Consider the following 20,066-nt stretch of genomic DNA (forward strand, 5'->3'; position numbering starts at 1 on the left):
CGTCACACCATCCAGCCTTCGAATCACGTCCTGAACGGATCTCCCTATGAACCTGATATCCGCCGGTTTTTCCGGCTTTGCGCTGGGCGGCTCGCTGATCGTGGCGATCGGCGCTCAGAATGCGTTTATCCTGCGCCAGGGGCTGATCCGCAGCCATGTCTTCGTGCTGTGCCTGATCTGTGCGGCATCCGACGCCTTGCTGATTGCAGCTGGCGTCGGCGGGCTGGGAACGATCGTGTCGCAGTCGCCTCTGCTGATCTCGGTGGTGACGCTCGGCGGCGCGCTGTTCCTCGCCACCTATTCGGCCATGGCATTCCGGCGGGCGGTAAAGCCCGATGCGATGGTCGCCGGCGCGCCTCAGGGCATGGCACTCAAGGCGGCGGTGATGACCTGTCTCGCCTTCACCTTTCTAAACCCGCATGTCTATCTGGATACGGTCGTGCTGCTCGGCAGCCTGTCTGCGGCCTATCAAGGTCCGGAAAGGGTAGCCTATGGCGCGGGCGCGGTGATCGCATCCTTCGCCTGGTTCTTCGGCCTCGGCTACGGCGCCCGCTATTTGGCGCCGCTATTTGCCAGACCCGCCGCGTGGCGGGTGCTGGATGGCCTGATCGGCGTTGTCATGGGGTTGCTCGCGGTCGGGCTTCTCATAAGCTTCCTGCGCGGCGCCTGAGACGGATCAGCGAGCCGGGCTGAGCGTTGGCTTGCGCTTCAGCATCATCGCCGCAGCAGCAACGGCTTTGAGGCCGAGCGGACGGTAATGGCTGGAGAGGTCCGGCTTGGTCTCGATGTTGGTTTTGTTGGTTTCGCTGCTCACGTCTGTCTCCTCACGAATCTCTGTTCCGCTCAAGGGCGGGCCGGCGCATTTCGCCGCCAATCCGGGCGGAATCATGGCTGCGGCTTTACGATGCGATAGAGAAAGAATGGACGCGCCAACTTGCCGCAAGCTGGGGCTGCGACGCAACAATTCGTGTGCGCCGCAGCATCAGTCGCAAGGGAAGGACGATCAGACGTGCGTGCGCTCGTCCTCGATGGTGATCGTGCCATAACGCTTTTTCCACGCACGGGCAGAAAACGGCAGAACACAGAGATAGGCAATCGCGGTGATTGCCAGGATTTCCCAGGTGTAGCTCATCAAGAGGCCGACATAGAGAACGGCCACAAGCATGATCGGCAGCATCAAGTCACGGCGGATGCGGCCCGACTTGCCCGACCAGACCGGCAGACGCGAGACCAACAAGAAGCCGATCAACAGCGTGTAGAGAACGCTGGCATACACGAAAAACTTCGTCTGTTCGACGCCGAGAAAACCGAGATAGACCGGCAGAAGCACGAGAAGCGCACCCATGGGTGCCGGGACGCCTACAAAGAACTCCGACTGCCAGGGCGCCTTGATGCCGCGGTCTTCCATCACGTTGAACCGGGCAAGCCGCAGGCCAGCCGCGATCGCATAGAGAAGTGCCGCTATCCAGCCGAAGGATTTCGCTCCGTCGAGCAGGAAGGCATAGGAAACGAGAACGGGCGCGACGCCAAAATTGATGATGTCGGCAAGCGAATCCATCTGCACGCCGAATTTCGACGTTGCCTTCAGAAGCCGTGCGATCCGACCATCGATCCCGTCGAGGAAGGCTGCCAGCAGCACCATCGCGACAGCGAGTTCGAACCGTCCCTCGAAGGCAAGTCTGATCCCGGTGAGGCCGGCGCAGATCGCCAGCACCGTGATCAGGTTGGGGATCATCAGGCGGACCGGGATCTCGCGGAGGCGCGGACCACGGGCCTCGTCGGTCGTATGGTTCTGTTCCGGCGGCGAGACGGGCGTCTCCATCAGATGATCTCCTTGCGTTTAGTTAGGCACGACGGCCGATGGTCGGACCCTTGGCGGAGCCGAATTCGGCCAATACGGTTTCGCCGCCGACCGCTCTCTGGCCAACCACGACGCGCGCCTGGCCACCGGCCGGAACGAAGACGTCAAGGCGCGAACCGAAGCGGATCAGGCCGAAGCGCTCACCGGCGCTAACCGGCTCGTTGGGCTTGACCCAGCAGACGATGCGGCGTGCCACGAGACCGGCGATCTGTACAACGCCGACGCGGCCGTGTGGGGTGTCGATGACAAGCCCGTTGCGCTCGTTGTCGCTGGACGCCTTGTCAAGTTCCGCGTTGACGAACTGCCCTTCGCGATACTCGATGCGTGTCACCTGGCCTCGAACAGGCGCGCGGTTGATGTGGCAGTCGAACACGTTCATGAAGACCGAGATGCGCAGCATCGGCTCGATGCCGAGATCCAGTTCGGCCGGCGGCACGACCAGAGCAACATGGCTGACGCGGCCGTCGGCAGGGCTGATGACGAGATCGTCATCCTGCGGTACGACCCGTTCCGGATCGCGGAAGAAGTAGGCGCACCAGAGCGTCAGCACCAGGCCGATCCAGAACAGCGGCTCGGCGAAGTAGCCGAGGATCAGCGAGACGACGAAAAAGATGACGACGAAAACGTAGCCTTCCTTGTGGATCGGCACGAGCGTGTTGCGGATGGTGTCGAAAAGATTGATCAACCCTTGGTTCTCCTCAATGGTCTGTGCTGCCTGCCTATAGAAAAACCCTATTTGCGGCAATCCGGTTCCGTCGATGCGCCCGTGACGTCATACAACTTCCCGGTATAATTGACGGAATACACCGTTTGAAGCGCCCAGCGACCTCTGCTTGAACGCGGTTTATCCCTGACGCGTCAGTTTCCCAAAGGCCGAGCCTCGTCTTCTGACACTCGCCGACGCGGTGCATTGCCGCAGATGTCTTCGCCTCAGCGAACCGCCTCAGGGTCTACCCAGCCCATCCAGGTCGAGAAGGCGAGCAGAGGCGAGCCGTAGAAGACCAGCACCAGCATATAGATGATGGCGATACCGCCGAGTACCAGCATCCGCCTGTTCGTATATCGTCTCATGCTGTTCTCCTGTTATTCTGCTGCCGTTACTCAGCAGCAGGTGCGCCGCGACGGACGATGCCGAGATCGTCGTTCTCGCGCACCTTCTTCAATTGCTCTTCCGCTTCAGTCGCCTCGCGCTGACGGTTCCACATCGAGGCGTAGAGGCCTTCCTGCTGCAGCAGCCCCGAATGGGTGCCGCGCTCGGCAATCTGGCCGTCGCGCAGAACGATGATCTCGTCGGCATTGATAACCGTCGAGAGGCGGTGGGCGATGACAAGCGTCGTCCGGTTCTTCGAAACGAGATCGAGTGCGGACTGGATCTCGTGCTCGGTCGTCGTATCGAGCGCCGAGGTCGCCTCGTCGAGAATAAGGATCGGCGGGCTCTTCAAAACCGTTCGGGCGATCGCCACGCGCTGCTTTTCGCCGCCCGAGAGTTTCAACCCGCGTTCGCCGACCTTTGTCTCGTAGCCATCCGGCAGAGCCTTGATGAACCGGTCGATCTGGGCAATCTCGGCCGCCGCCTGGACTTCGGTATCCGAGGCACCCGGCCGGCCGTAGCGGATGTTGTAGACGACCGTGTCGTTGAACAGCACCGTATCCTGCGGCACCATGCCGATGGCCGAGCGCAGCGACTTCTGCGTCACGTTGCGCACATCCTGGCCGTCGATGGTGATCGATCCGCCCTGGATATCGTAGAAGCGGTAGAGCAGACGCGAAATGGTGGATTTACCAGCACCCGAAGGGCCGACGATCGCCACCGTCTTCCCGGCCGGCACGTCGAAGGAGATGCCTTTAAGGATCGGTCGTGCCGGATCATAGGAGAACTGCACGTCGCGAAAGGCGATGGCGCCTTTTTGAGGTCCCTGTCCTATGACAAGATCCTTCGCGTCCGGCCGGTCCACGACTTCTGCTTCGACTTCAAGAAGGTCGAACATCTGCTCGATATCGGTCAGCCCCTGGCGGATTTCGCGGTAGACGAAGCCGATGAAGTTAAGCGGAACCGCGAGCTGCATCAGCAGCGCGTTGACGAACACGAAATCGCCAATCGTCTGGTCGCCGCGCTGCACTGCAAGCGCCGACATGATCATGATCACGGCCTGTCCCAGCCCGAAGATCACGCCCTGGCCGAAGTTCAGCCATCCGAGCGAGGTCCAGACGTCGGTCGCCGCCTTTTCATAGCGCTCCATGGAGGAATCGAAGCGCTTTGCTTCCATGTCCTCGTTGCCGAAATATTTCACGGTCTCGAAGTTCAGAAGCGAATCGATGGCTTTTGTGTTCGCCTCGGTATCGTTGTCGTTCATCGTCCGGCGGATGGAGATGCGCCAGTCGCTGGCCTTGATCGTGAACCAGATATAGGCGGCAACCGTAACAGCCGTGACGGCGAGGTAGGCGAACCCGTAGGCGGCCCAGAAGATGATCGCCGTCAGCAGGAATTCGATCACCGTCGGCACCGAATTGAGGATGGTGAAACGAACGATCGTTTCGATGCCCTTCGTGCCGCGTTCGATGATGCGCGACAGGCCGCCGGTCTTGCGTTCCAGGTGAAAGCGCAGCGAAAGCTGATGCATGTGCACGAAGGTCTTGTAGGCAAGCTGGCGCACCGCGTGCTGGCCGACCGAGGCAAACAGCGCGTCACGCAGCTGGTTCAGACCCACCTGCAGGATGCGGGTAAAGTTGTAGGCGACGACCAGCACGACGGCGCCCAGCAGAAAGACCGGCAGGATGCCCGCCATGTCGAGCTTGCCGTTTAGCGCATCCGTCGCCCACTTGAAGAAATAGGGGACGGAGATGAGCACCAGCTTTGCCAGCAGCAGAAACACCGTCGCCCAGATGACGCGCGCTTTCAGATCCGCGCGTCCGACCGGCCACATATAGGGCCACAGGTTGACGAGTGTGCTGAAGGGATTGCCGCTATCCGCAGATACGGTCTTCTTTTTTGCTGCCATGGATTTTACCTGAATCTGAGGGCGAAGAAACGCCTTCCCGGCAAATAGGCTGCGCAGGGCCATGTTGCAAATGAAACTCGCATGAAACCTCATCTGGCCTCATCGGTCGAAAGTAGGTATGACTACGGAGTGTATAAGTCCGAATTGCGAGGCGGAGGAGGTCTGGCTATTCGAGGGAAGCTCGCATTGGGAGGAATATCATGCGCTTCAAGACGATTGCCGTTGCGACTGCCCTGAGCACTCTTCTGTGGGGAGCCTCGGCCGGCGCGGCTTTCACTGCCTATACGGTGGTCAAGCATGTACCGCATCTGAATATACTGGAAACGGTCACAGCACTTGTCGAGCGCAACAGTCTTTCACTGCACGTTGCCGCCCATTCACTGGCAGTCACGCCGTCGCAACTGATGATCGGCGATCGGTCGTAAGTCTGTTTTTCTGCAGAGTGTTGCACCGATAGCCGCCGCCGCGACGTGAAGCTCAACCTCCCGCATTCCCGTGACGAGCACAGGAATGTGGAGATTGGGGAACCCGAAGCATTGGCCCTGCGGCTTTAAGTCGTTTTTCAGATGCCTTGGAGCCGCGTCATCATTTGCGATGCTGGATCCGTTCGCGGTGCAGCTCTTCCGAATCCGGCCGGAACTCCTCCGGCACGCCGAAGATCTGGCCGGGCTGGATGATGTCGGGGTTGCGGATCTGATCCTCGTTGGCGAGGTAGATCGTCGTGTAGCGCACGCCCTGGCCATACATCCGGCGCGAAATCTGCCACAGCGTATCGCCACGTCGGATGATCACCGAGTTGCGTTCGCTTTGCGTCAGTGGCGCCTGCTGGAACGTCTTTGTGCCGTCGACGCCTGTGGCGGGAGCAGCCGGCGTGCCGGCCATCTCCTGTTCGTTGCCACCATCCATCTGCCGTGCCATGGCAGGCCCGACGGCGCGGGCGATCATGGCGCCGAGGTCCTTGAGGGTTGCGCCAACGGCCGCAACGTCGTTTGGAACCTTGTCGAGTGCGGCAAGTGCTGACGCTGCATCCTTGGCGGCATTGTCGGCAACGGAGCGGGCGGAAACGGAAGCGTCGGCCGGCAGGCGGTATTCGGTCAAAGACTTGAGCGTGATCGATGTGGACGAACGTGCCGCCGCCATCTGTTCGCCGCTCGGCACCTTGCCGTCGGCGTAGAGGTTCTGCAGCAGGTTGAAGGCGCGTACCACTTCGTTGCGAAGCTTCTCGAAGGCGCCGCCATCGATCGTCGACATCGGGCTTGAAACTGCGGGGGCTGCGACTGCCGCCACCTGTTCGCCGGCCGGACGGTTGAAGGGAACCTCGACCATGACGGTGCGCTGGCCGGCACCGTTCAGTGCCTCGACGCTGATCCGGTGATCGCCGACCGAAAGCTGCGTGTTGCCCTCGATGACGAAATGGCCGTTTCCGCCTGCGCGCGACTGGCCGACGGGCTCGCCGTCGACAAGACCGCGCACCGTGACACCCGAGCGGGCGATGCCGGCGATAAAGATTTTTGAGCCTTCAAGCTCGACGGCGGTGATCTGCAAATCCGGTGTTCCAGCCGGCGCAGGCGTCGCGTCGGGCGCCGCGGTCGAGGACGGAGCAGAGACGTTTGGCGCGCTGGATGCGATCTGCGACGATGCCTGCGGCAAGGCCGGAGTGACGGCTGGCGTCTGAGACTGACCCGCAGCCGTCTGGCCTGCAGTGGACGGCGCAGCGTCAGGGGCAAGGGGTGTCGGTGATGTCGCGGCATTCGGTGCGGCAGGCGCAGACGCGTTCGGCGTCGCGATGACCCGGCTCGCTTTGCCCGGCGTCGTCACCATGGCAAGCAGCTTGCCGGTCTTCGGATCGCTGGGTACGGAGACCGTCGCGGTCTCGTCCGAGACGACCGTCTTGCCGTCCTTGCCGGTGGCTTTGAGAACCAGTTGGTGATCGCCCGGCGGCAAAGGTTTGTCGAGAACGGCTGCAAAATCGCCGCTCGGGCCGACGTCGATCTTGGCGACGACCGAGTTGCCACTGGAGATTTCGAGTGTCGAATTGGGCAGCGCGCGGCCGGCAATCACGGCCGAACCGTCGGGCTCGACGCGCAGCACGTCAAAGGCGGGCTTGGCTGGCGTTTGGGCAGCGTTCGGCTGGGCGGTGACCGGGCTTGTCGCGCTCGGTGCAGCTGTTACTGCGGGTGCGGCCGGAGCGGAGGGCGCTGCCGGAGCGGAAGGGGTTGCCAGGGGAGATACGGGAGCGGCCGGCGTCGTCGCGGGCACGGATGCCTGCTCCTGCGGCTTCGGCGCGTCCGGAGAATTCGGTGCGTCTGTCGGCTTCACCGCCTGCTTCGTGCTCTCGACCGCGTCCTTGACCGCATCGCCGGCAGCGTTGATCGCATCGCCGAGCGGTTTGGCATTATGGTTGATCCGCGGCAGCACGAAAAAGACCATCAGCAGCGATGCGATGGCGAGTACGACCAGAGCGAGCCAACCGGCGCGGTTTTTCATGAGCAAAGCCTTTTCCCGATGGACCCTCCATCGTCTTTCCGGATTATCCGTTTCCTCCAGTCATAACAAGCTTTTCCAGTGTTTCAGCCTTGCTCTGCGCAGTATTTCCAGCCAAATCTCGTGGTTGGTGCTTTGCGTGCCAACCCTTTGAAGTGCCTGATGGAGAAAACTGTGCCAATACGATCCATATGCGTTTACTGCGGCTCGCAGCCGGGGCGCGATCCCGCCTATATCCAGGCCGGCCGCGCGCTCGGAAAATCCATTGCAGCCCATGATCTCAGGCTGGTCTATGGCGGCGGCACCAAGGGCATCATGGGTGCGGTTGCTGCAGGCGTTCTGGCGCATGGCGGCAAGGTCACGGGCATCATTCCGGACTTTCTTGTCGATATGGAGGCAACCCGTCATTCGCTCGGCCAGCTCGACGAACTGATCGTCACCAAGGACATGCATGAGCGCAAGCACAAGATGTTCGAACGCTCCGATGCCTTCGTCACCCTTCCGGGCGGCATTGGCACTCTGGAGGAGATCGTCGAGATCATGACCTGGGGCCAACTCGGCCGTCATGAGAAGCCGATGGTATTTGCCAATATCGGCGGGTTCTGGGATCCGATGCTGTCGCTCGTCACCCATATGCGCGAGGAAGGCTTCATCCACCGGGGGCATCTGGTACAGCCGATGGTGATCCCTGACGTGGATGACATCGTGCCGGCCATTCTCGACCGCGACGAACAGCAGGCTGCGTCAAAGGGCGAAGCCGCCGTCATTTCGAAACTCTAGGGTTTCAGGCTCCCGCCGAGGGTAGGGAACAGGAGCACCGCATGCCAGACTGGAATATCCTGTTCGCCTTCCTTGTGACGACGTCCATCTTCGCGTTCATTCCGGGACCCGCGATGCTTTACGTAGCGGCCCGCACGATCGCTGCCGGCCGCAAGGCGGGCATGATGGCGGTGCTTGGCGTCCATCTCGGATCCTACGCCCATATCATCGCTGCAGCAGCTGGCCTTTCGGTTCTCTTTCACGCCGTTCCGGTGGTTTATGCACTGGTGAAGCTTGCAGGCGCGATCTACCTGGTCTGGCTCGGCATTTCCCTGTTTCGCGCGAAGGCTGCGGGTTCAGGCGATCTGCAGGCGGAGACGCCGAGATCCGCCCGAAAGGCATTTGCCGAAAGCATCGTCGTCGAGGTTCTCAACCCGAAGACGGCGATCTTCTTCCTGGCCTTCCTGCCGCAATTCGTCGACAGCGCGGCCAGCTTTCCGGTCTGGGTTCAATTCGTGGTTCTGGGACTGGCCGTCAGCGTGATCTTCACGATCGCCGATGTTTTCGCCGTTGCTCTTGCCGGGTTGGTGATGGCACGGCTCAACCGATCGACGACCGCGCAAAAGCTTGCCCAGCGAGCAGGCGGCACCATCCTGGTCGGTCTCGGCGCGCATCTCGCGCTGCAGAGAAGCTAGAGACGCGTCAGTCGACGATGAAGAGCTTGGCGCCCAGTGTCGTCGAGGACCGGTGCGGTTCGGCGCTGTCGGCCACCTGATAGCTCATGCCGGGTTTCAGCACAAAGACGCGTCCGTCGGCAAGTTCGGTCGTCATCTCGCCTTCGAGGCACAGCAGGATATGGCCCTTCTCGCACCAGTGGTCGGCGAGATAGCCCGGCGAATGCTCCACCATCCGCACCCGGATTGGTCCGAAATGGCGGGTGCGCCAGGTCGAGTGTCCGGTGTCACCCTTGTGGACGGTCGGCTCGATCTGCGACCAGTCCGTCGTGCCGAAGGGGATATCTGACATCTGCATGAACGAAATCTCCTGAGGGGCGGTCAGCGGCTGCGAAGGTCCCGCAGCATCGCCAGCGTATAGACCGCAAGTGCCGACCAGATAAACACGAAGGCTGTGAGCTTGATGCCGCTCAACGGCTCCTTGAAGATAAACACGGCGGTCAGAAAGATCATTGTTGGTGCGATATACTGCATGATGCCGATGGTCGAAAGCTTCAGCAGCTTGGTGGCATTGGCATAGATCATCAGCGGCACGGCTGTCGCTATACCGGCAAAGGCAAGAAGGGCCGCATCATAGCCGACACCGTTCAGGAAGTGGCCCTGGCCCGTCGCTTCCAGCCAGATGAGGTAGGGCAGCATCGGAATGCTGATCAGAAGCACTTCGAGGAAAAACCCCTGGTTCGGACCGATCGGCAGCGTCTTGCGGAAGAGGGCATAGAAGCCCCAGGTAAATGTCAGCGCCAGCGACACCCACGGGAGACCGCCCGAACCCCAGGTGAGGATTGCGACGCCGACCACGGCAAGCCCGATCGCTGCCTTCTGCATCGGCAAAAGCTTTTCCTTCAGCACCAGCGCTGCCATCAGGATACTGAACAGCGGATTGATGAAATAGCCGAGCGCGGCATCGATCGCATGACCGTTCGAGACCGCCCAGACATAGATACCCCAGTTGGCGGTGATGAAGGCGGCGGTGACGCAGGCCATGCCGAGCATGCGCGGCGTCCGGATCGCTGTCTTCACATCCCCGGTGCGTCCGAGAATGATCAGCACGAGGCCGGCGATCGGCACCGACCAGATGGCGCGGTGCGCCAGCACCTCCAGCGCCGGAAGATGCGCGACCGCTTTCAGGTAGAAGGGAAGGACGCCCCACAGGAGATAGGCGGTGATGCCGAAGGCAAAGCCGCGCGGCGTGTCCTCGTTCTTCGCTCCCGCGGGTTGTGCGGCGACGGGAACGGTATCGGTGGCCATCAGGGCGTTTCCGGCAATTTGTTATCGTTGGCTGGCGGGATACACCAAGGCGTGGCCCCCGGCCAATTCATTTCTGTGAAGCATGGATCAGCGGCGCGACCGCTCCGACCGACCCGCTCACCGGATGCCGCAACTCACTTCGGCCTCAGCGTGATCACGGTCAGTTCCGAGGGTACGCCGAGCCTCAGCGCAAAACCGATCCACAGGGCCGTACCGTTATTGACATAGAGCGACATCTGATCGACGTCGTAGAGACCGGACACGAAGCCGTTGTTGAAGCGGGCGATAAGACGATCGAACCCCCAGATCATGCCGCCATGGGTATGGCCGGACAGCTGCAGATCGGCCCCGGCCTCTGCCGAAAGCTTCGCATCGCGTGGCTGGTGATTGAGGAGGATGACCGGAACATCAGCCGGCGCACCTGATAGCGCCTTGCCGACGTCAGGGCCTTCCAGGCCGAACCGGGTGGCGTTGAGATCGTTGACGCCGGCCAGCACCATCTGCGCACCGCCGCGCGACAGCACCACGTGGCCGTTGGAAATGGTGCGAAGGCCAAGCGTCTCGTATTGCCGCATCCAGTCGTCATGGCCGAAGTAATATTCGTGATTGCCCGGAATGGTGAAGACGCCGTCCGGAGCGCGCAGCTTTGCAAGAGGGGCAACATCCAGATTGCGCGCCTGCAGATCGCCATCGATCAGATCGCCGGTGATGACGATGAGGTCGGCATTCTGGGCATTGGCCTTGGCAACGGTCTCTTCCACCCATGGCGCCTGGAACAGCCGGCTGATGTGAAGATCCGTCAGCTGGATCAACCGGTAGCCATCAAACTGCGCCGGCAGGTCGGGGATGCGGATCTCGACTTCCTTCACCGGCGGCACCCGGATCGCCTGGTTGACGGCAAACGCCGCAAGCGACATGGCGGCTGCGCCGATCCCGTAGCGCAGCGCGACCGGTATCCGGATCCGGCGACGGCGAAGTGCTGCCGTGGCGAGGGAGACCAGATCGAGCACCAGCTGGAATATGCCAAGCAGCAGGATACTACCCGCCACCCAGTTGACCATGATCATCGTCAACCGCGGCACTTCAGGCGAAAACATCGTGCCGAACACGATCCGACTAATGAGACTGTGCTGAAACACCACCATCAGCACGACCGCGATCAGCCCCTTTGCCCAACGGGGCCAGGGCAGCGGCAGAAGGAAGCGGAGGACGACGTAGAGGCACAGTAAGGCTTTGGCGAGATGAAACACGTCGATAAGGCTCGGCTTCAGGAGGATGGAACGAGGCGGGAAGCGCCTAACTGTGCCGGTCGGCGCACAATCTCAACCGGCATAACGGGATGTTGATCGGGACGGGTGAGGAAACAAGCGCGCGCGGTGGCGGCGGACGATCAGACGAGCGGCGAGGAGGGCGTCGCTATCAAGCCGCCGTCCGATCCGACTTGGGCATTTTACTGATCTCAATCGTGGCATGCATGTCGAGCGCATTCAGGATCCTGACCATTTGATCGATCGTGAAGTGGCTGAGATCAGCATTGCGGATGCGGGAAAGATCGGCAGCGGGAATGCCGATCAGCTTTTCGCCGGCTTGGATGGACAATTTGCGTTCGTCGAGGACAGAGATGATCTCGGCGGCCAGTCTGGCTTTCATCAGCTTCGCGTCGGCATCCGGATCGGCCAGATCTGCGTAGACGTTGCCGCTGCCACGGACGATTTCGAACTCATCATCGCTCATCCCAACATCTCCTCTAGTCGTTTCAAGCGCGCCCGGATCAGGTCCAAGTCCTTTTGCGGCGTGCCAATACCGGTCGTCGATTTCTTCTGGAAGGCATGAACCACCCACAGTGCGTTGCCTATCTGCACTGCATAGACGGCGCGGTAGGCATTTTTGCGATATGATAATGCAATCTCGAAGACACCGGAACCGAGGCCTTTCATCGGTTTGGCAATATCTGCCTTCTGACCCATGCCGGCGATTGCCAAGGCGTCCTTCATTCGATCCTGAACAGCTTCGGGAAATGCCCCGAAGTCCTTCAGTGCCGCGTTAATCCAAGCAATCTCCCTCATCGGAGAGCATTGTCATATCTGACAACGATCCGGCAAGTCTTTGCTCTCGAAGGTTGTGCTTGTGGCTGCCTTATCGGCGGTGCTCTGGCCAATCTCCGATCGGTCTCAACCCTTCCCCGCAAACCGATCCGTCGCCCTGATCAACTGATCCGTAATCCCCGGTTCCGACACCGCATGGCCCGCACCCTCGATGATGTGGAAGTCTGCATCGGTCCAGACCTTCGACAACAGATAGGCATATTTGAGCGGGCAGGGCATGTCGTATCGGCCGTGCACGATGATGCCAGGGATGCCCTTGAGCTTTGTCGCATCGCGCAAGAGCTGGCCTTCCTCAAGCCAGCCGGCATTCATGAAGAAGTGGTTTTCGATGCGGGCAAAGGCGATGGCGTAATGGTCCTCGCCGAAGCCTTCAGTCAGCGCCGCATCGGGAAGTAGGGTGATCGTCGAGCCCTCCCAGATGCTCCAGGCCTTGGCCGCCTCAAGCTGCGCCGCCGTGTCCGTGCCGGTCAGGCGGCGGTGATAGGCGGCCATCATCTCGTGGCGCTCGTCCTCGGGGATCGGTGCGACAAACGCCTCGTATTTGTCGGGAAACATCTCCGAGACGCCGAACTGGTAGTACCAGTCGAGTTCGGCTCTGGTGAGCGTATAGATGCCGCGCAGCAGCAGCTCGCTTATCCGCTCGGGATGTGTCTCTGCATAGGCGAGGCCGAGCGTCGAACCCCAGGATCCACCAAACACCTGCCACTTGTCGACGCCGACCATCTCGCGCAGCCGCTCGATATCGGCGACCAGATGCCAGGTCGTGTTGGCCTCAAGGCTCGCATGCGGCGTCGACTTGCCGCAGCCGCGCTGGTCGAACAGAAGGATGTCGTAGAGTTCAGGATCAAACAGCCGCGACTGGATCGGCGTGATGCCGCCGCCCGGGCCGCCATGCAGGAAGACGATGGGTTTTGCCCCCTTCGTGCCATGCCGTTCGAAATAGATCGAGTGACCGTCGCCGACATCGAGCGTACCGGTCTCAAAGGCAGTCGTTGCCGGGTAGAGCGTGCGCAGCACTTCCGTCATAGATGCAGCCCTTTCGCCGGCCAGTTTTCCGTATCGTGATCGGGGTGCTGGAAGGAGATGATCTGCTCCTGCTTCGAATAGTAGTCTGTATCGCCATGAACGGGAGCGTCGAAGATCGTCTCCACCCAGGGCAGCCGGAAAGCGTGGTTGACCTGCACCTGCGGCATCAGGTCGTCGCGCTCGTCGAAGGCACCGATCGCGATATCGAGGCTGGTCGGCGTACGATAGGTCAGCGGCGTGCCGCATTCCGCGCAAAAGCCGCGGTCGATATTGATCGACGACTGGAAATACTTCGGCTCGCCGCGGGTCCACTCGACCCCGGTCTCCGCACCTTCCTGCGGTGCTGCCACAAGCGGCCCGAAGAAACCGCCGAACGCCTTCTGGCACATCCGGCAATGGCAGATGGAGGCACGACCGAGCTGTCCGTTGATCCTGAAACGCACGGCGCCGCACTGGCACCCGCCGGTTCTCGGCTGACCGGCTTTTTCCGTTTCACTCATGCGTCGTCCTCCTTCGTCATTCCGCGATCGGCGGGAACTGGTTGCCACGTCTGTGTATCGTGATCCGGGTGCTGGTTGGAAACGATATCGGAAAGGAACGGCGCCTCGTCGATATCATCCATTGTATCGTGCCCGGGCAGGGTGTGCAGATGATCCACGAAGGGTATCTTGCCTTCGGTGCCGTACTGGACCGACGGCGGTAGCGCCGACGGATCGTCGAAAGCACCGGCCGAAACCGCGATACCGTCCGCCGCCTCATAGGTCAGCGGCGTGCCGCAATTGTCGCAAAAGCCGCGCCGCACATGGTTCGAAGAGTGAAAATATTTCGGCTGTCCGCGCGTCCACGAAAAGCCGGTGCCGCGGGTGGAGACGAGGGGCGCATAATAGGCACCGAACGCCTTCTGGCACATGCGGCAGTGGCAGATCGAGACATGGTCCGGCTTGCCTTCGAGGCGAAACCGCACGGCCCCGCACTGGCAGCCGCCGGTATGAGTGTCAGCTGTCATGCATTGCCCCTTAGGAAAGTCTGCCCGCCGCTATTGCCCACAGGATTTGGTTGGCGCTCTGCACTCATGTCATCCTCCCCTCATTGTCAGGGTGGTCCCGTGCGCAAAGCATAGGACCACCGCACCAAGGCGGCAAGCGTTAGCGCTTTACCTCCCAGGTGGTCACCCGTTCGCCGGTCTCGGCGTTCTTGCCATCCTTCAGCTGGATGCCCTTGGCTGACAATTCGTCACGGATGCGGTCGGCTTCGGCGAAGTTCTTCGCTTTGAGCATTTCGAGCCGCAGCGCGACGAGCGCATCCACCGCTTCGGCAAGCGCTCCGTCGACTTCCGTCTTTTCCGGCGCGACGCCGAGAAGGGCGGCACTGGCGGCAAACAGCGGCAGCAGCGTGCTGTCGGCATTGGCTTCCTGCGCCAGTGCATGGATGCGCTGGATCGCGGCAACCGTGTTGAGGTCGTCGGCGAGCGCGTCGAGGACGATCGGGCAGGGCTGCGTGCCCGAAGGAATTTCGGCAAGGTCGACGGCCGGCCATTTGGCAATAAGCCGCTCGGCCTCCTCGATGCGCTTGATCGAAAAGTCGATCGGTTCGCGGTAATGCGTCATCAGCATGGCGAGGCGCAGCACCTGGCCCGGCCACTTGCGGCCGCCGAATGTGTCGGTATCCAGCAACTGGTTGATGGTAATGAAATTGCCGTCGGACTTCGACATCTTGCGGCCTTCGACCTGCACGAAGCCGTTATGCATCCAGACATTCGCCATCACGTCGGTGCCATGGGCGCAGCGCGACTGGGCAATCTCGTTTTCATGGTGCGGAAAGATCAGGTCCAGCCCGCCGCCATGGATGTCGAAGACTTCGCCGAGATAGCGGCCGCTCATCGCCGAGCATTCGATATGCCAGCCGGGGCGACCGCGTCCCCAGGGGCTGTCCCAGCCGGGTTCGTTGTGGGAGGAAAGCTTCCACAGCACGAAATCACCCGGGTTCTTCTTGTGCGCATCAACAGCGACGCGCGCACCCGCCTGCTGCTCGTCCAGCGGACGCTTGGAAAGCTGGCCGTAATCGGCCATCGACTTGGTGTCGAACAGCACTTCGCCCTCGGCGACATAGGCATTGCCGTTGCCGACCAGCTTTTCGATGATGGCGATCATCTGTGCGATATTGTCCGTGGCGCGCGGCTCGATGCTGGGCTCAAGGCAGCCAAGGGCCGCGACGTCGTCGTGAAACTGCTTCGCCGTCTTTTCGGTCACCGCATGGATCGCATCGTTGAGCGCAAGATGCGGAAAATCGCGCAGCGCCCGGGCGTTGATCTTGTCATCCACGTCGGTAATGTTGCGCGCATAGGTCACGTGGGCGTCGCCATACACGTGCCGCAGCAGCCGGAACAGCACATCGAACACGATCACCGGCCGGGCGTTACCGATATGGGCGAAATCGTAGACCGTCGGGCCGCAGACATACATGCGGACGTTGTCGGCATCGATGGGCTCGAACGCCGTCTTCGCGCGGATCAAGGTATTGTATAGCTTGAGCGGGACGCTCATCAAAAAATCTCCCAACATCCTGACGTCGCATGCATCTATGGCGAGCGGACCAGAGCGTTTGTCTTCAAAGCTTTTCGAGAGACGAAAACGGCCAGGCCAGCGCTTTACGCTGAGCGAATAATGATCCCGCAGATGGAAATCGCCGTGTTCATCCGTCGTTTATGGCGCGAGGCCACTCTTTGGTCAAGAGATTTGCTGGTGCGTTCCCGGTCCGAAGTCCTATCGAAAAAGCTGTTGAAAAGAGGTTTTCTTCACACGCGTTTAGTTACCGGTTAATCTTAACCAAAACCTGTGTTTTGCGTTTTGTCCATTCTGCCTAATATTAGAAATCACTGATGAAGAGTGGGAGGCAGGGTCATGGACGTAAGAACGACCTTCGTGGGAAAGCCGCTTGATCCGGGTGAGCTGGAACGGCTGGCGCGAATATACAACGTCGCGCGCTGGATGACCGGTCGCTCCAGGCACGATCCGTCCGCCGCAAGGCTGGCGGCCATGGCAATCCGCTTCTACCAGCTCGGCGTGCGCGACGACGATGTTCTTCTCGAAAAGGTGCTGAGCACCCATTCGGCTCTCACGAGCAACTGAGATGTCCGAACGGCGTGCGACCTAATTTCGGGTTCCCGCCCACACGCGTGACAACGTCTTGCGCGCCAGGAATGCGGTGACGGCAACCGCAACAAGGATTACGCCGAGGGCTGCGAGCATGTGAACATGCAGTCTCAAATGTCCAAACAGCGCCTCGACCGCGTTGCCGAACAGGTACCCGATCGCCGTTATCCCGACGCCCCAGACGAATGCGGCGATGAGATTGAGAAAGAAGAAGCGAAGAGGCGAGATGCCGGAAAGTCCGATCATCAAGGGACTGACGGTGCGGATGCCGTAGATGAAACGGAACGAGAGGATGAAGCCCGTCGGATGCGCAGCAAGCAGGGTGCGGACGCGTTCTGCAGCCTTTACCCGCATCATCCGCTGGACGATTGCCAAGCGGTTGGCGTGGCGGCCCGCAAAAAACAGCGCCTGGTCAGCGATCAGCGATCCCAAGAAGGCACCCGCCGCGGCCTGCCAGTAGGGCATGAGGCCGCGGTGGGAAATCACGCCGCCGAGAAACGCTGCCGTCTCGCCCTCGACAGCCGCTCCCAGAAACACGGCCACCGGTCCATACTCACCGATCAACTGTTCCAGGCTCATGACTAGATTCCCCCCAAACGTCCGGGCTGTCGGTCTATCCGGTTATTCCGGCATTCTGAAATCGACGAACCGGTTTTCGCGCACCACGAACATGCGGCCGCTGTCGGTAAGCTCTGGCGAGGCGAGGAAGAGGATCTTCTGCGCCACCTCTGAAGGGTGCGGCAGCGTTTCCGGATCTTCGCCAGGCACGGCCTGCGCCCGCATCGCGGTCCTCGTGGCGCCCGGGTTGACCATGTTGACCTTGAGCGTCGTGTGGGTGTTTTCCGCAGCCCAGATGCGGCCCATGGTTTCCACAGCCGATTTCGAGATCGCGTAGGCACCCCAGAAGGCCGGCGCCTTGGCGGCAGCGCCTGACGAGAAGAGCAGGGCGCGACCCGCATCGGAGCGCACCAGCAGCGGCTCGACGGAGCGGATCAGCCGCCACATCGAGGTGACATTGGTCAGCATCACCTTTTCGAACACTTTCGCCTCGATATGCCCGAGCGGCGAAATTGTACCAAGGATGCCGGCATTGGCGACCAGGATGTCGAGCTTGCCCCAGCGTTCGAAGATCGAGGCACCTAGGCGGTCGATCGCCTCCATGTCGGTCAGATCAAACGGTACGAGCGTTGCCGAACCACCGACGGCCTTGATCGCGTCATCCAGCTCTTCCAGCCCGCCGACGGTGCGTGCGGTGGCGATCACATGCGCGCCGGCCTTTGCCAGTTCCAGTGCCGTAAAGTAACCGATACCGCGCGAGGCGCCGGTCACCAGCGCAATCCTACCCTTCAAGTCGATCGTCATTGTTCCATCCCTGCCAGTCGCCACCAAAAAAGAAGGCCGCGTTCCCGCAGCCTTCTAAAACGTTCATGATCGATTGAAAACCATTCAGCCGTTACTGGCCAGAAGCGAGACCTTGCGGCCGACCGCTTCACCGTCCTTGTCGAGTAGACGCGTCGGGTAGTCGCCGGTGAAATAATGGTCGGTGAACTGCGGCCGTGCCTCGTTGCGGTCTTCGCCGCCGACAGCGCGGTAAAGCCCGTTGATCGACAGGAATTCGAGCGAGTCCGCGCCGATATATTTGCACATCGCTTCGAGGCTGTCGTACTGGTTGGCCAGCAGCTTTTCCCGGTCCGGCGTGTCGATGCCGTAGAAATCGGGATAGTAGATCATCGGGCTTGCGACGCGCAGGTGAACTTCCTTGGCGCCGGCATCGCGGATCATCTGGACGATCTTCAGCGATGTGGTGCCGCGCACGACCGAATCGTCGACCAGCACGACGCGCTTGCCCTCGATCATCGCCCGGTTGGCCGAATGCTTCAGCTTCACACCGAAAGCGCGGATCTGCTGAGTGGGCTCGATGAAGGTGCGACCGACATAATGGTTGCGGATGATGCCGTATTCGAACGGAATGCCGCTCTCCTGGGCGTACCCCAGAGCTGCCGGCGTGCCGCCATCGGGAACCGGCACGACGACATCAGCTTCGACAGGCGCTTCCTTGGCGAGGTTGATGCCCATGTTCTTGCGCGCCACATAGACCGAGCGGCCGCCGACAACGGAATCGGGACGAGCGAAATAGACGTATTCGAACAGGCAGAGCCGTTCCGGCTGGCCATTGCCCGCCTTGCGGGCATCGATCGAGATCGAGCCGTCTGACTGGATCTCGCAGATGATCACTTCGCCGTTTTCGACGTCGCGGATGAACTTGGCACCGATAATGTCGAGCGCGCAGGTTTCAGAGGCAAACACAGGCTTGCCGTCGAGTTCGCCCATAACGAGGGGACGGATACCGGTCGGATCACGCGCCGCGATCAGCTTGGTGCGGGTGATGGCAAGCATCGAATAACCGCCTTCCATCTGCCTGATGGCATCGATGAAGCGGTCTGCGGTGGAGGAGTAGCGCGAGCGCGCGATGAGGTGAAGGACGACTTCCGTATCGGATGTCGACTGACAGATGGCGCCGCCGGCGATCAATTGCCGGCGCAGCGTGAGACCGTTGGTGAAATTGCCGTTGTGGGCAATCGCGATACCCCCGACTTCAAGTTCCGCAAACAGCGGCTGGACGTTGCGAAGAGCGACTTCGCCGGTCGTCGAATAGCGGTTGTGGCCGATCGAGATATTGCCGGGAAGCTTCGCGAGCGTGACCGGGTCCGTATAGTGATCGCCGACCAGGCCCATCCGGCGCTCCGAATGGAAGCGCAAACCGTCGAACGAGACGATACCGGCGGCTTCCTGACCGCGATGCTGCAGGGCATGCAGGCCGAGCGCCGTCAGCGTTGCCGCATCCGGGTGGCCGAGGACGCCAAAGACGCCGCATTCTTCATGAAGGGTGTCTTCGTCCCATACGTTGGAGCGGTTGACATCGAATGTTTGCGATCCCGGCTGCTGCATCTGGCCGTACCCTTTCAGGAAAAATGGAAAGGCTGGCCGGGGGAGATTTCCCCCGGAGACCAGCCCGTCTATCATCAGATTTCGAATGTTACCACAAATGGTGATGGTGTGCGCTGCATCAAGCGCAACACAGCGTCAATTATTTGTAACCGGTGCGTCTTCGGCCGGCGTCTGGTCCGTACCAACAGCGCCATCGGCCGGCGCTTCTTCCTTGCCGAGGATACGGGCGCGGATCTGCGGCTCGATATCGGCGGGCAGCACGGCTTCGAGGCGACCGACCAGCGTATCGAGGAACGGCTTCGACTTGGCGTTGGTGACCCAGGTCGGCTGGGCACTTTCAGCGACCAGCCAGTTCCAGAAGGCAACGGCCACGACGAGAAGCAGGATGCCGCGGGCAGCTCCGAACAGGAAGCCGAGCGTGCGGTCGAGCGCACCGATGCGGCTGTCGATGATGAAGTCGGCAATTCTGGATGTGATGAAGGAGATGATGATCAGCGCCACGAGGAAGATGACGCCCGCCGAACCGGCAATGGCGATGCGGTGATCGGATGTGTACTTTTCCGCGTAAGGGACAAGCAGCGGGTAGAGATAGTAGGCGGCGGCAATGGCGCCGGCCCAGCTTGCGATCGACAGGACTTCGCGGGAGAAACCGCGAACCATGGCAAGCACGGCCGAAAACAGGGTGACGCCGATGACAATACCGTCAAAGATGGTGATGGGCATGTAAACTCTACTCCAGAACCTGCCGT

24 protein-coding genes are annotated in these 20,066 nt (G+C 61.0%); 5 read left to right on the plus strand and 19 right to left on the minus strand.

What is annotated here, in order from left to right; all coding sequences use genetic code 11:
- Nucleotides 1-46: 46 nt before the first annotated feature.
- Entirely contained in the window at nucleotides 47-670 is a 624-nt protein-coding gene (locus J3A65_RS06605) for a LysE/ArgO family amino acid transporter (RefSeq protein ID WP_209900446.1), read from the plus strand.
- A 6-nt stretch (nucleotides 671-676) separates the two neighbouring features.
- On the opposite strand, the gene J3A65_RS06610 is transcribed toward J3A65_RS06605, so the two are convergent.
- From J3A65_RS06610 to J3A65_RS06630, 5 genes are all read right to left on the minus strand, one after another.
- Nucleotides 677-814, minus strand: coding sequence for a hypothetical protein (locus J3A65_RS06610; RefSeq protein ID WP_165699869.1), 138 nt, complete (start codon nucleotides 812-814; stop codon nucleotides 677-679).
- 189 nt (nucleotides 815-1,003) lie between these two features.
- Nucleotides 1,004-1,822, minus strand: a complete 819-nt coding sequence (locus tag J3A65_RS06615) for a phosphatidylcholine/phosphatidylserine synthase (protein WP_062453369.1) — start codon at nucleotides 1,820-1,822, stop codon at nucleotides 1,004-1,006.
- A gap of 22 nt (nucleotides 1,823-1,844) precedes the next feature.
- A complete protein-coding gene (locus J3A65_RS06620) occupies nucleotides 1,845-2,546 on the minus strand; it encodes a phosphatidylserine decarboxylase (RefSeq protein ID WP_180215429.1) in 702 nt (233 codons plus the stop codon).
- Nucleotides 2,547-2,791: 245 nt separating this feature from the next.
- Nucleotides 2,792-2,932, minus strand: a complete 141-nt coding sequence (locus tag J3A65_RS06625; RefSeq protein WP_156461813.1) for a hypothetical protein — start codon at nucleotides 2,930-2,932, stop codon at nucleotides 2,792-2,794.
- A 26-nt stretch (nucleotides 2,933-2,958) separates the two neighbouring features.
- Nucleotides 2,959-4,860 carry an ABC transporter ATP-binding protein/permease gene (locus J3A65_RS06630; protein WP_092661830.1) on the minus strand — a complete coding sequence of 634 codons (1,902 nt, stop codon included), beginning with the start codon at nucleotides 4,858-4,860 and terminating at the stop codon, nucleotides 2,959-2,961.
- 200 nt (nucleotides 4,861-5,060) lie between these two features.
- Between J3A65_RS06630 and J3A65_RS06635 the strand changes: the two genes are divergently transcribed.
- Nucleotides 5,061-5,285, plus strand: coding sequence for a hypothetical protein (locus J3A65_RS06635; RefSeq protein WP_062453367.1), 225 nt, complete (start codon nucleotides 5,061-5,063; stop codon nucleotides 5,283-5,285).
- Between the two features lie 160 nt (nucleotides 5,286-5,445).
- On the opposite strand, the gene J3A65_RS06640 is transcribed toward J3A65_RS06635, so the two are convergent.
- A complete protein-coding gene (locus tag J3A65_RS06640; RefSeq protein WP_209900448.1) occupies nucleotides 5,446-7,347 on the minus strand; it encodes a LysM peptidoglycan-binding domain-containing protein in 1,902 nt (633 codons plus the stop codon).
- A 156-nt stretch (nucleotides 7,348-7,503) separates the two neighbouring features.
- Between J3A65_RS06640 and J3A65_RS06645 the strand changes: the two genes are divergently transcribed.
- Nucleotides 7,504-8,124, plus strand: coding sequence for a TIGR00730 family Rossman fold protein (locus J3A65_RS06645; RefSeq protein WP_209903371.1), 621 nt, complete (start codon nucleotides 7,504-7,506; stop codon nucleotides 8,122-8,124).
- A gap of 41 nt (nucleotides 8,125-8,165) precedes the next feature.
- The gene (locus J3A65_RS06650) at nucleotides 8,166-8,798 is read left to right on the plus strand and encodes a LysE family translocator (protein WP_209900450.1); all 633 of its coding nucleotides are present in this window, start codon (nucleotides 8,166-8,168) and stop codon (nucleotides 8,796-8,798) included.
- 7 nt (nucleotides 8,799-8,805) lie between these two features.
- Here the strand turns inward: J3A65_RS06650 and J3A65_RS06655 are convergent, their stop codons facing one another.
- From J3A65_RS06655 to cysS, 9 genes are all read right to left on the minus strand, one after another.
- Nucleotides 8,806-9,135: a DHCW motif cupin fold protein gene (locus J3A65_RS06655; protein ID WP_062579824.1), complete on the minus strand. Its 330-nt coding sequence runs from the start codon at nucleotides 9,133-9,135 to the stop codon at nucleotides 8,806-8,808.
- A gap of 23 nt (nucleotides 9,136-9,158) precedes the next feature.
- Nucleotides 9,159-10,085 carry an EamA family transporter RarD gene (rarD, locus tag J3A65_RS06660; RefSeq protein WP_062453363.1) on the minus strand — a complete coding sequence of 309 codons (927 nt, stop codon included), beginning with the start codon at nucleotides 10,083-10,085 and terminating at the stop codon, nucleotides 9,159-9,161.
- Nucleotides 10,086-10,219: 134 nt separating this feature from the next.
- Nucleotides 10,220-11,335: a metallophosphoesterase gene (locus J3A65_RS06665; protein WP_209900452.1), complete on the minus strand. Its 1,116-nt coding sequence runs from the start codon at nucleotides 11,333-11,335 to the stop codon at nucleotides 10,220-10,222.
- Between the two features lie 169 nt (nucleotides 11,336-11,504).
- Nucleotides 11,505-11,819 carry an XRE family transcriptional regulator gene (locus tag J3A65_RS06670; RefSeq protein WP_209900454.1) on the minus strand — a complete coding sequence of 105 codons (315 nt, stop codon included), beginning with the start codon at nucleotides 11,817-11,819 and terminating at the stop codon, nucleotides 11,505-11,507.
- Nucleotides 11,816-12,151, minus strand: a complete 336-nt coding sequence (locus J3A65_RS06675) for a type II toxin-antitoxin system RelE/ParE family toxin (RefSeq protein ID WP_209900456.1) — start codon at nucleotides 12,149-12,151, stop codon at nucleotides 11,816-11,818. The genes J3A65_RS06670 and J3A65_RS06675 overlap by 4 nt, the downstream gene beginning before the upstream one ends.
- A gap of 105 nt (nucleotides 12,152-12,256) precedes the next feature.
- Nucleotides 12,257-13,216, minus strand: a complete 960-nt coding sequence (gene pip / locus J3A65_RS06680; protein ID WP_209900458.1) for a prolyl aminopeptidase — start codon at nucleotides 13,214-13,216, stop codon at nucleotides 12,257-12,259.
- Nucleotides 13,213-13,716, minus strand: coding sequence for a GFA family protein (locus J3A65_RS06685; RefSeq protein ID WP_192086775.1), 504 nt, complete (start codon nucleotides 13,714-13,716; stop codon nucleotides 13,213-13,215). The genes pip and J3A65_RS06685 overlap by 4 nt, the downstream gene beginning before the upstream one ends.
- Nucleotides 13,713-14,222, minus strand: coding sequence for a GFA family protein (locus J3A65_RS06690; RefSeq protein ID WP_092661846.1), 510 nt, complete (start codon nucleotides 14,220-14,222; stop codon nucleotides 13,713-13,715). Before J3A65_RS06690 ends, J3A65_RS06685 begins: the two co-directional genes overlap by 4 nt.
- A 139-nt stretch (nucleotides 14,223-14,361) precedes the next feature.
- Nucleotides 14,362-15,759: a cysteine--tRNA ligase gene (gene cysS / locus J3A65_RS06695; RefSeq protein WP_209900460.1), complete on the minus strand. Its 1,398-nt coding sequence runs from the start codon at nucleotides 15,757-15,759 to the stop codon at nucleotides 14,362-14,364.
- A 357-nt stretch (nucleotides 15,760-16,116) separates the two neighbouring features.
- Here cysS and J3A65_RS06700 point away from each other — a divergent pair, with 357 nt between their 5' ends.
- Nucleotides 16,117-16,344, plus strand: a complete 228-nt coding sequence (locus tag J3A65_RS06700; protein ID WP_062453357.1) for a hypothetical protein — start codon at nucleotides 16,117-16,119, stop codon at nucleotides 16,342-16,344.
- Nucleotides 16,345-16,365: 21 nt separating this feature from the next.
- Here J3A65_RS06700 and J3A65_RS06705 read toward each other — a convergent pair whose 3' ends face one another.
- The 4 genes from J3A65_RS06705 to J3A65_RS06720 form a co-directional block, all read right to left on the minus strand.
- On the minus strand, nucleotides 16,366-16,947 hold the full coding sequence (locus tag J3A65_RS06705) for a DedA family protein (RefSeq protein WP_062453356.1): 582 nt from the start codon (nucleotides 16,945-16,947) through the stop codon (nucleotides 16,366-16,368).
- Between the two features lie 42 nt (nucleotides 16,948-16,989).
- Nucleotides 16,990-17,730 carry an SDR family NAD(P)-dependent oxidoreductase gene (locus J3A65_RS06710; protein WP_209900462.1) on the minus strand — a complete coding sequence of 247 codons (741 nt, stop codon included), beginning with the start codon at nucleotides 17,728-17,730 and terminating at the stop codon, nucleotides 16,990-16,992.
- A gap of 84 nt (nucleotides 17,731-17,814) precedes the next feature.
- Nucleotides 17,815-19,317: an amidophosphoribosyltransferase gene (gene purF, locus J3A65_RS06715; protein WP_209900464.1), complete on the minus strand. Its 1,503-nt coding sequence runs from the start codon at nucleotides 19,315-19,317 to the stop codon at nucleotides 17,815-17,817.
- Nucleotides 19,318-19,452: 135 nt separating this feature from the next.
- The gene (locus tag J3A65_RS06720; protein ID WP_062453353.1) at nucleotides 19,453-20,040 is read right to left on the minus strand and encodes a CvpA family protein; all 588 of its coding nucleotides are present in this window, start codon (nucleotides 20,038-20,040) and stop codon (nucleotides 19,453-19,455) included.
- Nucleotides 20,041-20,066 lie beyond the last annotated feature (26 nt).

The sequence above is a fragment of the Rhizobium sp. PvP014 genome, from assembly GCF_017876855.1.
Taxonomy (GTDB): domain Bacteria; phylum Pseudomonadota; class Alphaproteobacteria; order Rhizobiales; family Rhizobiaceae; genus Neorhizobium; species Neorhizobium soli.

Coding starts and splice junctions, on each gene's coding strand:
- pip (WP_209900458.1), bottom strand. CDS start 13,216: ATGACGGAAGTGCTGCGCACGCTCTACCCGGCAACGACTGCCTTTGAG.
- purF (WP_209900464.1), bottom strand. CDS start 19,317: ATGCAGCAGCCGGGATCGCAAACATTCGATGTCAACCGCTCCAACGTA.
- J3A65_RS06700 (WP_062453357.1), top strand. CDS start 16,117: ATGGACGTAAGAACGACCTTCGTGGGAAAGCCGCTTGATCCGGGTGAG.
- J3A65_RS06675 (WP_209900456.1), bottom strand. CDS start 12,151: ATGAGGGAGATTGCTTGGATTAACGCGGCACTGAAGGACTTCGGGGCA.
- J3A65_RS06625 (WP_156461813.1), bottom strand. CDS start 2,932: ATGAGACGATATACGAACAGGCGGATGCTGGTACTCGGCGGTATCGCC.
- J3A65_RS06615 (WP_062453369.1), bottom strand. CDS start 1,822: ATGGAGACGCCCGTCTCGCCGCCGGAACAGAACCATACGACCGACGAG.
- rarD (WP_062453363.1), bottom strand. CDS start 10,085: ATGGCCACCGATACCGTTCCCGTCGCCGCACAACCCGCGGGAGCGAAG.
- J3A65_RS06655 (WP_062579824.1), bottom strand. CDS start 9,135: ATGCAGATGTCAGATATCCCCTTCGGCACGACGGACTGGTCGCAGATC.
- J3A65_RS06720 (WP_062453353.1), bottom strand. CDS start 20,040: ATGCCCATCACCATCTTTGACGGTATTGTCATCGGCGTCACCCTGTTT.
- J3A65_RS06630 (WP_092661830.1), bottom strand. CDS start 4,860: ATGGCAGCAAAAAAGAAGACCGTATCTGCGGATAGCGGCAATCCCTTC.
- J3A65_RS06690 (WP_092661846.1), bottom strand. CDS start 14,222: ATGACAGCTGACACTCATACCGGCGGCTGCCAGTGCGGGGCCGTGCGG.
- J3A65_RS06710 (WP_209900462.1), bottom strand. CDS start 17,730: ATGACGATCGACTTGAAGGGTAGGATTGCGCTGGTGACCGGCGCCTCG.
- J3A65_RS06685 (WP_192086775.1), bottom strand. CDS start 13,716: ATGAGTGAAACGGAAAAAGCCGGTCAGCCGAGAACCGGCGGGTGCCAG.
- J3A65_RS06705 (WP_062453356.1), bottom strand. CDS start 16,947: ATGAGCCTGGAACAGTTGATCGGTGAGTATGGACCGGTGGCCGTGTTT.
- J3A65_RS06650 (WP_209900450.1), top strand. CDS start 8,166: ATGCCAGACTGGAATATCCTGTTCGCCTTCCTTGTGACGACGTCCATC.
- J3A65_RS06635 (WP_062453367.1), top strand. CDS start 5,061: ATGCGCTTCAAGACGATTGCCGTTGCGACTGCCCTGAGCACTCTTCTG.
- J3A65_RS06670 (WP_209900454.1), bottom strand. CDS start 11,819: ATGAGCGATGATGAGTTCGAAATCGTCCGTGGCAGCGGCAACGTCTAC.
- cysS (WP_209900460.1), bottom strand. CDS start 15,759: ATGAGCGTCCCGCTCAAGCTATACAATACCTTGATCCGCGCGAAGACG.
- J3A65_RS06640 (WP_209900448.1), bottom strand. CDS start 7,347: ATGAAAAACCGCGCCGGTTGGCTCGCTCTGGTCGTACTCGCCATCGCA.
- J3A65_RS06605 (WP_209900446.1), top strand. CDS start 47: ATGAACCTGATATCCGCCGGTTTTTCCGGCTTTGCGCTGGGCGGCTCG.